We start from the raw sequence: 2,206 nt of genomic DNA, 5'->3' as shown, positions 1-2,206 counted from the left end.
CGGGCCGGACGAGCCCGCGTCACCGACGACCGGCCGTCGGTCCGGGCGGCGCCGTCGAGCCCCGGACGACGAGGGTGGTCGGCACGACGGTCTCGACGGGCTCCCGGCCCGGGTCCTCGCGTCGGCGGACGACGGCCTCGACGGCGGCCGTCCCCAGGCGGCCGGCGTCCTGGTTCACCGTCGTGAGGTCGAGGAAGCTGAACCGCGCGAGCGGGGCGTCGTCGAACCCCGTCACCGAGACGTCCTCGGGGATCCGCACGCCGTGCCGCAGGAGGGTCTCGACGACCCCGAGCGCGGCCTGGTCGTTCGCCGCGACGATGGCGGTCGGCAGCCGGCCCCCGTCGAGGATCCCGCGGGCGGCGACGGCTCCGGCCTCCTCGGCGACGGCTCCCTGCTCGGCGACGATCTCCTCGCCGAGCCCGTGGCGGCGCATCGCGCGACGGTACCCCGTCCTGCGGACGTGGGTGGGCGTGAGCGAGGGGGTGTGCACGTAGGCGATGTGCCGGTGGCCGAGCCCGACGAGATGGTCGACGACCGCCTCGATGCCGGTGTCGCCGGCCGATCGGACGACGTCGTAGAGCGCGTTCCGCCGCCCGTAGCCCACGTGGGCGAGCGGGACGGGTATGCGGCGCGCGAGGTCGTCGAGGGCCGCGCGGCGCAGGTCGGACCCGATGACGACGATGGCCGAGCAGCGGTGGCCGAGCAGCTCGGCGACGGCGTCGGCGGTCGACCGGGTCGCCGTCTGCGGGCTGACGATGACGCCGCAGCCATGGGCGGCAGCTGCGGGATAGACGCCGTCGAGGACCTCCGGCTCCGTCGCGTGGGAGGGCGTGAAGACGACCCCGATGTCGGTGCTCCGCGCGCGGCGGAGCGCCTGGGCGCCGAGGTGCGGCCGGTAGCCGAGCCGCTCCGCTGCCGCCTTGACCCGCTCGCGCGTCTCCGCGCTCGGTCCGGGAGCCTCGCCGAGGACGAGCGAGACGGTCTGGCGAGACATGCCGAGGTATGCCGCGATGTCCGCCATCGTCGGCGACCGACCCTCCTGCGCCCCGGTGCCAGCCGCCTCGCCTGGTGCCGGTGTCCGACCCTGCGCGGCGCTGGTGTCACCGGCCTCGTCCGTTGCCCGTGCCCGACCCTTCGCCGCGCCGACACCACCCGCGTTGCCCATCGTCCCTCCTCCACGGGTGATCTCGCCTCCGTGCCGGCCGGCATCCCGGGGCGGCGTCACCATGCTCGCGCCGGTGTCACCGCGATCGTAGAAGGCGGCGACCTCGGCCCGGTCGAGGTATCCAGGGATCTTCGCGGCGTCACGACATACCTCGACTCGGGTGGGGCGGGTTTCGGTCGAGGTGTCCAGGGACCATCGGAGCGTCACCACGTACCTCGACCCAGGGGGTGCTCATCGGGTCGAGGTATCCAGTGACCATCGGAGAGTCACCACGTACCTCGACCCAGGGGGCGCCCATCCGGTCGAGGTATTCAGGGATCTTCGCGGCGTCACGACATACCTCGACTCGGGTGGGGCGGGTTTCGGTCGAGGTATCCAGGGAGCCGGCCCCTCGCAGCGTCACCGAATACCTCGACCCGAGCCAGACAGACTCCGGTCGAGGTATCCAGGGGCCTTCGCAGCGTCGCCACGTACCTCGACCCGGGCGGCGCCCATCCGGTTGAGGTATCCAGGGACCATCGGAGCGTCGCCACGCACCTCGACCCGGGGGGTGCTCATCGGGTCGAGGTATCCAGGGACCATCGGAGCGTCACGACATACCTCGACTCGGATGGGGCGGTTTCGGTCGAGGTATCCAGGGAACCCGCCGGGTCACCACGTACCTCGACTCGGGCGGTGCTCGTCGCGGTCGAGGTATCCAGGGACCATCGGAGCGTCACCACGTACCTCGACTCGGATGGGGCGGTTTCGGTCGAGGTATCCAGGGATCTTCGCGTCACGACATACCTCGACTCGGGGGGTGCTCATCGGGTCGAGGTATCCAGGGACCATCGGAGCGTCGCCACGTACCTCGACTCGGGCGGCGCTCATCGCGGTCGAGGTATCCAGGGACCCGGCCTCTCGCAGCGTCACCGAATACCTCGATCCGAGCCAGGCAGACTCCGGTCGAGGTATCCAGGGATCTTCGCGGCGTGACCACGTACCTCGACCCGGGGGGCGCCCATCCGGTTGAGGTATCCAGGGACCATCGGAGCGTCGCCA

The 2,206-nt window shown here is 71.8% G+C and carries 1 protein-coding gene; it reads right to left on the bottom strand.

Features of this window, described 5'->3' with window-relative positions; all coding sequences use genetic code 11:
- Positions 1 to 19: 19 nt before the first annotated feature.
- The gene (locus BN12_RS21750) at positions 20 to 1,021 is read right to left on the bottom strand and encodes a LacI family DNA-binding transcriptional regulator (RefSeq protein WP_048556747.1); all 1,002 of its coding nucleotides are present in this window, start codon (positions 1,019 to 1,021) and stop codon (positions 20 to 22) included.
- Positions 1,022 to 2,206 lie beyond the last annotated feature (1,185 nt).

The organism is Nostocoides japonicum T1-X7, assembly GCF_001046855.1.
GTDB lineage: Bacteria > Actinomycetota > Actinomycetes > Actinomycetales > Dermatophilaceae > Nostocoides > Nostocoides japonicum.
Note: the sequence above shows the minus strand (reverse complement) of the source record. Positions and strands in the feature narration are given on the sequence as shown.

Coding starts and splice junctions, on each gene's coding strand:
- BN12_RS21750 (WP_048556747.1), bottom strand. CDS start 1,021: ATGGCGGACATCGCGGCATACCTCGGCATGTCTCGCCAGACCGTCTCG.